Annotated in this window: 6 protein-coding genes, 1 tRNA gene and 1 pseudogene; all 8 read left to right on the top strand. The window is 69.8% G+C overall.

All coding sequences use genetic code 11. The features are described 5' to 3' along the window. Nucleotides 1-1,259: pseudogene (rsmB, locus tag Y694_RS27025) on the top strand (16S rRNA (cytosine(967)-C(5))-methyltransferase RsmB); the annotation flags it as partial. 42 nt (nucleotides 1,260-1,301) lie between these two features. Further along, nucleotides 1,302-1,910 (top strand): DUF4390 domain-containing protein, encoded by a 609-nt coding sequence (locus tag Y694_RS03865; protein WP_011827874.1) that lies wholly within the window; start codon nucleotides 1,302-1,304, stop codon nucleotides 1,908-1,910. A 25-nt stretch (nucleotides 1,911-1,935) separates the two neighbouring features. After that, on the top strand, nucleotides 1,936-4,092 hold the full coding sequence (locus Y694_RS03860) for a histidine kinase dimerization/phospho-acceptor domain-containing protein (protein ID WP_051495551.1): 2,157 nt from the start codon (nucleotides 1,936-1,938) through the stop codon (nucleotides 4,090-4,092). Beyond that, nucleotides 4,062-4,397, top strand: coding sequence for an ATP-binding protein (locus tag Y694_RS25400; protein ID WP_231497525.1), 336 nt, complete (start codon nucleotides 4,062-4,064; stop codon nucleotides 4,395-4,397). Before Y694_RS03860 ends, Y694_RS25400 begins: the two co-directional genes overlap by 31 nt. Then, complete coding sequence (locus Y694_RS03855; protein WP_011827876.1) at nucleotides 4,318-5,007, top strand: response regulator; 690 nt, start codon at nucleotides 4,318-4,320, stop codon at nucleotides 5,005-5,007. The genes Y694_RS25400 and Y694_RS03855 overlap by 80 nt, the downstream gene beginning before the upstream one ends. A 33-nt stretch (nucleotides 5,008-5,040) precedes the next feature. Then, nucleotides 5,041-5,116, top strand: a tRNA-Phe gene (locus Y694_RS03850). A gap of 207 nt (nucleotides 5,117-5,323) precedes the next feature. Further along, the gene (yajC, locus tag Y694_RS03845) at nucleotides 5,324-5,650 is read left to right on the top strand and encodes a preprotein translocase subunit YajC (RefSeq protein ID WP_011827877.1); all 327 of its coding nucleotides are present in this window, start codon (nucleotides 5,324-5,326) and stop codon (nucleotides 5,648-5,650) included. 136 nt (nucleotides 5,651-5,786) lie between these two features. Further along, entirely contained in the window at nucleotides 5,787-7,667 is a 1,881-nt protein-coding gene (gene secD, locus Y694_RS03840) for a protein translocase subunit SecD (RefSeq protein WP_011827878.1), read from the top strand. Nucleotides 7,668-7,680 lie beyond the last annotated feature (13 nt).

Genomic DNA, 7,680 nt, shown 5'->3' with positions numbered 1-7,680 from the left:
TTGACCGATGCGCTGGCGACCGTGCCGGCGGCGCCGCGCCCGGGCACGCAGGCGCTGGCGTTTCGCGTGCTGCGCGGCCTCGGCCTCGCCCCGGGCGCTGCGATGCCAACTCGTACCGAAGGCACCGCCGGCCTGGGTCGATGCACTGCTGCTCAGTGTGCTCGCCCTGTCGCACCAGGATGCGGAGAGCGCCGACACCCCACCCTACGCGCCGCACACGCTGGTGAGCCAGGCGGTGGAGGCGGCCAAGCAGCGCGCACGGGCACAGGCCGGCTTCGTCAACGCGGTGCTGCGGCGCCATCTGCGGGAGCAGGCAACGCAGGCCGCGGCCGCGGCGAAGGATCCTGTCGCCGTGTGGAACCATCCGCGCTGGTGGATCGAGACACTGCAGCGCGACTGGCCAGGGCAGTGGGCCGAGCTGTTGCGTGCCAACGACCGGCGTGCGCCGATGACGTTGCGCGTCAATCAACGGCAGCAGGACAGAGCCAGCTACCTGCTGCGCCTGGAGCAGGCGGGCATCGCTGCCCATGCCGTGACCCGGCCCGGCGCGATCGATGCCCAGGCCATCGAGCTCGCGACGCCCTGCGCGGTGTCCGCACTGCCGGGCTTTGCCGACGGCGCGGTGTCGGTGCAGGACCTCGCGGCCCAGGTGGCGGCCCCTCTGCTGCTGGGCGCCGGCCTGGCGCCTGGCGCCCGGGTGCTTGACGCCTGTGCGGCGCCCGGCGGCAAGGCGGCTCACCTGCTCGAGCTGGCCGAGCTCGACCTGCTGGCCCTGGACGCCGACCCGCAGCGGCTGGTGAAGGTGAGCGAGACGTTGCAGCGCCTCGGCCTGAGGCACGCACCCAGGCCGCAGATGCACGCCACGTTGCCGCCTGGTGGGACGGCCGGCCCTACGATGCCATCCTGCTCGACGCGCCCTGCAGCGCCTCGGGCATCGTGCGACGCCACCCCGATGTGCGCTGGCTGCGCCGCGCCTCGGACCTCGATGCGCTGGCGTCGACCCAGGCTGCGCTGCTCGATGCGTTGTGGCCGCTGTTGCGGCCCGGCGGGCGGCTGCTCTACGCCACCTGCTCGGTCTTCAAGGCCGAAGGCGCGCATCAGATCGACGCTTTTTGCAACGCGCACCCGATGCCATCGCGCAGCCTTCACCCGGCTACCTGCTGCCGGTGGTCGACAATCCCGGACAGGTGAGCGAGGGGCCGCTGCGGCCTTCGACGGACGGTTTCTATTACGCGCTGCTCGAAAAGCGTTCGTCCTGAGCCGCACCGCAACGACCCATCATCCAAACGCCTACCGCCACCGTGTTCACCGCCTCGGTTCGACGCTGGTTTCAGCCTGCCGCAGGACGGTCGGCCGGGTGGCTGCCCGCGGCCTGGCTGGCGCTGGTGATCTGGCTGGCGGTCGGCGCGTCGGCGGCACATGCCGATGGCATCGAACTCAGCGCGCTGGACCTCACGCGCGGCGACGAGGGCCTGTTGCTCGGCTACACCGCCAGTGTCGTGCTGCCCCATGCAGTCGAGGACGCGCTGCAGAAGGGTGTGCCGCTGCATTTCGTGGCCGAGGCCGAGGTGTTCCGTTCGCGCTGGTATTGGCGCGACAAGCGGGTGGCACGGGCCACCCGCACCTGGCGCCTCACCTGGCAGCCGCTCACGCGGCGCTACCGCGTCAATTTCGGCAGCCTGAGCCAGAACTACGACTCGCTGTCCGATGCGCTGTGGGTGGTGCAGCGTGCCACCCGCTGGAAGCTCGCCGAGGCCGGCGACCTGGACGACGGCGACGGCCAGTACATCGAGTTCAGCCTGCGGCTCGACACCTCGCAGCTGCCGCGCCCGCTACAGATCAGCTTCGGCGGCCAGGCCGAATGGGCGCTCGAGGTCGAGCGACGGCTGGTCGTGCCCGCCGCGCGCTGACCCCGGAACGCGCACGGCAGCGGCCATGACCCCGGAACGCCTGCGCCGCCGCTTGGCGCTGCTGCTCACGCGGCACTCGGACCGCCGAATCTCGCGCGGCGTCTGGGTCGTCGCGTTGGCCGCGACCACGGCGGCGGCGCTGGTGCTCACCTTCCTGCTGGCCATCGCCACCAACAACCGGGAGTTCTACGAGCGGTACTACAACGGTCTCCTGTGGGCCAACGTCGTGATCGCGACCGTGCTGGTCGGTGTGATCGTGGTCGGTGCGGTGCGGCTCGCTGCGCGGGTGCTGCGCGGACGCTTCGGTTCGCGGCTGCTGCTGCGGCTCGCGGCGATCTTCGGCGTGGTGGCGGTGGTGCCCGGGGCGCTGGTCTACACGGTGAGCTACCAGTTCGTGTCTCGCAGCATCGAGAGCTGGTTCGACGTGCGCGTCGAGGGTGCGCTGGAGGCCGGCCTGAACCTCGGGCGCGGCACGCTCGACACACTGGTCAATGATCTCGCCGGCAAGACGCGCGTGGCCGCCGAGCGGCTCGGCGAGGCCCCCGAGCGACAGCAGCCGCTGGCCCTGGAGCGCTTGCGGGAGCAACTCACGGCGCAGGACGTGGCGGTGCTCGGCGCGGCCGGCCAGGTGCTGTCGAGCGCCGGCGCCGCCGCGGTGCTGGCGCCCGAGCGACCGGGTCTGGCTCTGCTGCGGCAGGCACGCACGGCGCGCGTGACCACGCAGATCGAGGGGCTCGACGACGACGGCGCTGCCACGCGCATCCCCGGCGTCTCGGTTGCCGACCAGCCTCCGAGCCAGCCGCGCGTACGCGTCATTGCCCTGATCCCGGCCACCGGCTTCTCGCTCAGCCGCGAGGACCGCTACCTGGTGGTGAGCCAGCTGTTGCCGGCCACGCTGGCAGCCAACGCGCTCGCGGTGCAGAGCGCCTACCGCGAGTACCAGCAACGCTCGCTGGCGCGCGAGGGCCTGCGCAAGATGTACATCGGCACGCTGACGCTGACACTGATCCTTGCCGTGTTCGGCGCGATGCTGCTGGCGGTGACCTTCGGCAACCGGCTGGCACGTCCTCTGCTGCTGCTCGCCGACGGCGTGCGCGAGGTGGCCCGCGGAGACCTGAGCCCGAAGCCGGTGTTCGCGTCGGGCGACGAACTCGGCGGCCTGACGCGCTCGTTCGCCGACATGACCCAGCAACTCGCCGACGCCCGCGGCCTGGTCGAGCAGAGCGTGGCCGAGCTCGAGACGGCGCGTGGCAAGCTGCAGGCCATCCTCGACAACATGAGCGCCGGGGTGATCGTGTTCGATCGCGACCGTCGCATCGACAGCGTGAACGCCGGTGCGACCCGCATCCTGCGCGTGCCCTTGTCGGCCCATCTCGGCCGCGGGCTCGCCGAAGTGCCCGGCCTCGAGGGCTTCGACGCGGCGCTGACCCGACGCTTCGACCAGATCGAGAGCGGCTCCGAACTCGGCGACCGAGACCACTGGCAGGATTCCTTCGAACTCACGACAGCCCCCGACCGCGATCCGCTGACCCTGCTGGTGCGCGGCGCGCCGCTGCCGGCCGGCGGCCAGGGCAGTACCGCGCGGCTGGTGGTGTTCGACGACATCACCGAGCTCGTCTCGGCGCAGCGCGCCGAGGCCTGGGGCGAGGTGGCGCGCCGGCTCGCGCACGAGATCAAGAACCCGCTCACGCCGATCCAGCTGTCGGCCGAGCGCATCCAGCACCGGCTCGAAGCCAAGCTGGAGGTACCGGACCAGCAGATGCTGGCCAAGTCTGTGAGCACCATCGTCACCCAGGTGCAGGCGATGAAGCAGCTGGTCAACGAGTTCCGCGATTACGCCCGCCTGCCGGCGGCCCAGCTGGCGCCGCTGGACCTCAACGCGCTGGTGTCCGAGGTGCTGGGCCTGTACGCGGAGGTGCAGGAGTCGGGCCGCCTGCGCGTCGAGCTGGCCGAGGGTCTGCCGCGGATCCAGGGCGACGCCACACAGTTGCGGCAGGTGGTGCACAACCTGGTGCAGAACGCGCTGGACGCGGTGGCCGAGCGGCCCGACGGCCAGGTCCGGCTGCGCACCGAGGGGCACTCAACGAGCGCGGCGAGTGGCGCGCTGTGCGACTGGTCGTCGCCGACAACGGCCCCGGCTTCAGCGAACGCATGCTCAAGCGTGCGTTCGAGCCCTATGTGACCACCAAGACCAAGGGCACAGGGCTCGGGCTTGCCGTGGTCAAGAAGATCGCCGACGAGCATGGCGCGCGCATCCGCCTGGCCAACCTCGCGGGCGACGCGGTGGCCAGGGGCGACGCGCCGTCTGTCGGGGGGCACAAGTTTCGCTATCATTTTCGAAATGGCTGCCCCCCGGGGTCAGCCTTGAGGCCACGCCGACACGGCATGTGCCACGCACCGGGACCCCATGGCGACCATCCTTGTTGTAGACGACGAACTCGGCATCCGCGCACTGCTGTCGGACATCCTGAGCGACGAGGGCCATAGCGTCGAACTGGCCGAGAACGCCGCCGAGGCCCGGGCGTCGAGAGAGCGTGCGCGGCCCGATCTGGTGCTGCTCGACATCTGGATGCCGGACGTCGATGGCGTCACGCTGCTCAAGGAATGGGGCAGCTGCAACCTGCTCACGATGCCGGTGATCATGATGTCGGGCCACGGCACGATCGACACGGCCGTCGAGGCGATCAAGTTCGGCGCGATGGCCTTCCTCGAGAAGCCGATCACGCTGCAGAAGCTGCTGCGGGCCGTCGAGCAGGGCCTGGCCAAGCCGGCCTCGCGGCCGGTGGCCACCGTGACGCCGCTGCGTCCCGGCGAGCGCGGTGACGCGCTCGCCATCGATTCGCAGCACGGCGGGCTGCCCGGCGCCCAGCCGACCGCCCTCGGCCTGCAACCCGAGCAGAGCTTCGAACTCGACCGGCCGCTGCGTGAAGCGCGCGACGCCTTCGAGAAGGCCTACTTCGAGTTCCACCTCGCACGCGAGAACGGCAGCATGACGCGCGTGGCCGAGAAGACCGGGCTGGAGCGCACCCACCTGTACCGCAAGCTCAAGCAGCTCGGCGTGGACCTCAGCCGGGGCAAGAAGGGCGCGGCCGCCTGAACGGCCGGCGGTGCTGCTACACTGCGGCCCCTTGGCTCGGTAGCTCAGTTGGTAGAGCAGCGGATTGAAAATCCGCGTGTCGGTGGTTCGATTCCGCCCCGAGCCACCAAATCCGAAACGGCCCCCTGTGTGGGGCCGTTTGCAATTCCAGGTGCCGGCGAGCCGGCACCTCGAAGCCACCGGTCGACGAGTCCGGCCTGCCCCGGATATCACCCGCCATCGAACCTTCTGCGCGGCGCCTGCTCCAACCGGCCCGGGAGGGAGCGCGCACTACAATGCGCGCTGTCGCTGGTGCAACCAATTCAAGGACGAGACAGTGTTCATTTCCGAAGCTTTTGCCCAGGCCGCTCCGGCCGCCGCCGCCGGTGGGGAGTCGAGCCTGCTCACGATGCTGCCGCTCGTGCTGATGTTCGTGGTGCTGTATTTCGTGATGATCCGCCCGCAGATGAAGCGCCAGAAGGAGCACAAGGCGATGGTCGATGCGCTGGCCAAGGGCGACGAGGTCGTCACCGCCGGTGGCGTGCTCGGCAAGGTGGCGAAGATCGGTGACACCTACCTGCATGTCGAGGTCGCCAGCGGCGTGGAACTGCAGGTGCAGCGTTCCGCCGTGGTGCAGGTGCTGCCCAAGGGCACGCTGAAGTAAGCGCAGGCGATCGTGCCGCCTGTGCGGCGCGAGGCCCGAAGGCCGCGGTCACCGCTGGGTGTCGCGGCCTTTCGTGCAAACAAGGGCGCCGTGTGGCACGGTGCCAGGACGGGGGGTCGCCCCCGAGGATGCTGCAATGAACCGCTACCCATGGTGGAAGTACGCGATCCTGGCGATCGCGCTGCTGGTCGGGCTGGTCTATACCTTGCCCAATTTCTTCGGTGAGGCACCTGCCGTGCAGGTGTCGAGTGGCAAGGCCACGCTGAAGGTCGACGCGACGGTGGTGCCGCGCGTCGAGCAGGCCTTGCAGGCGGCCGGACTGCAGGCCGATTTCGTGCAACTCGATGGTGCGTCGATCAAGGCACGCTTTCGCGACACCGATGCGCAGATCAAGGCCAAGGACGCCATTGCCAAGGCCTTGAACCCTGACCCGGCCGATCCGGGCTACATCGTCGCGCTGAACCTGCTGTCGCGTTCACCGACCTGGCTGCGATCGCTGCATGCGCTGCCGATGTACCTGGGCCTCGACCTGCGCGGCGGGGTGCATTTCCTGATGCAGGTCGACATGAAGGCGGCGCTCACCAAGCGCGCCGATGTGCTGACCGGCGACATCCGCAGCCTGCTGCGCGACAAGAGCATCCGCCACGCCGGCATCGCGCGTGAAGGCAACACGGTCACGATCGCCTTCCGCGACGCGGCGACGCGCACCGCCGCGCGGGCGGTGCTGACCGAGCCGCTGCCCGACCTGCAGTGGTCCGAGGCGGCCCGTGACAGTGAATTCACGCTGACCGGCAGCCTGAAGGCCGAGGCGGCGCGCCGCGTGCAGGATCAGGCCATCAAGCAGAACATCACCACGCTGCACAACCGGATCAACGAACTCGGCGTGGCCGAGCCGGTGATCCAGCAGCAGGGCGCGGACCGCGTGGTGGTGCAGTTGCCGGGCGTGCAGGACACGGCGAAGGCGAAGGACATCATCGGCCGGACCGCGACGCTCGAACTGCGCATGGTGGACGACAGCGCCGAGGCGGCCGCCGCCGCGACCGGCAGCGGGCCGGTGCCGTTCGGGGCCGAGCGCTACGTGGAGCGCGGCGGTGCCGCGCTGATCGTCAAGCGCCAGGTCATCCTCACCGGTGACAGCCTGACCGACGCGCAACCCGGTTTCGACGGCCAGACGCAGGAACCGGCCGTGCACCTGACCGTGGACGCCAAGGGCGCACGCATCATGCGCGACGTCTCGCGCGACAACGTCGGCAAGCGCATGGCGATCCTGCTGTTCGAGAAGGGCAAGGGCGAGGTCGTGACGGCGCCGGTGATTCGCGGTGAACTCGGCTCGCGCTTCCAGATCTCGGGCCGCATGACGACGCAGGAGGCGAGCGATACGGCGCTGCTGCTGCGTGCCGGTTCGCTGGCGGCGCCGATGGAGATCGTCGAGGAGCGGACCATCGGTCCGAGCCTTGGCGCCGAGAACATCGACAAGGGCTTCAACAGCGTGATCTACGGCTTTGCCGCGATTGCCGCGTTCATGTGCGCCTACTACCTGCTGTTCGGCGTGTTCTCGACCATTGCGCTGGCGGTGAACCTGCTGCTGCTGGTGGCGGTGCTGTCGATGCTGCAGGCCACGCTCACATTGCCCGGCATCGCGGCGATCGCGCTGACGCTGGGGATGGCGATCGACGCCAACGTGCTGATCAACGAACGGGTGCGCGAGGAACTGCGCGCCGGCGCTTCGCCGCAGGCCGCGATCCACACCGGCTACGAGCGCGCCTGGGCCACGATCTTCGATTCGAACATCACCACGCTGATTGCGGGCGTTGCGCTGCTGGCCTTCGGCTCAGGTCCTGTCCGCGGCTTCGCGGTTGTGCACTGTCTCGGCATCCTGACCTCGATGTTCTCCGCGGTGCTGTTCTCGCGTGGTCTGGTGAATCTCTGGTACGGGCGGCGCAAGAAGCTCAAGGGCGTGTCGATCGGTCAGGTATGGCGTCCGGACGGCGCTGTGCCGCCGGCGGCCCAGGCCTGAGTAGAAGGAGACG

Origin of the sequence: Methylibium sp. T29-B (assembly GCF_000576225.1) — a bacterium.
Classification (GTDB): domain Bacteria; phylum Pseudomonadota; class Gammaproteobacteria; order Burkholderiales; family Burkholderiaceae_C; genus Methylibium; species Methylibium petroleiphilum.
Note: the sequence above shows the minus strand (reverse complement) of the source record. Positions and strands in the feature narration are given on the sequence as shown.

Bases quoted from the DNA above. Each gene is read 5' to 3' on its own strand.
- Y694_RS03860 (WP_051495551.1), top strand. From the start codon at position 1,936: ATGACCCCGGAACGCCTGCGCCGCCGCTTGGCGCTGCTGCTCACGCGG.
- Y694_RS25400 (WP_231497525.1), top strand. From the start codon at position 4,062: ATGCTCAAGCGTGCGTTCGAGCCCTATGTGACCACCAAGACCAAGGGC.
- Y694_RS03855 (WP_011827876.1), top strand. From the start codon at position 4,318: ATGGCGACCATCCTTGTTGTAGACGACGAACTCGGCATCCGCGCACTG.
- secD (WP_011827878.1), top strand. From the start codon at position 5,787: ATGAACCGCTACCCATGGTGGAAGTACGCGATCCTGGCGATCGCGCTG.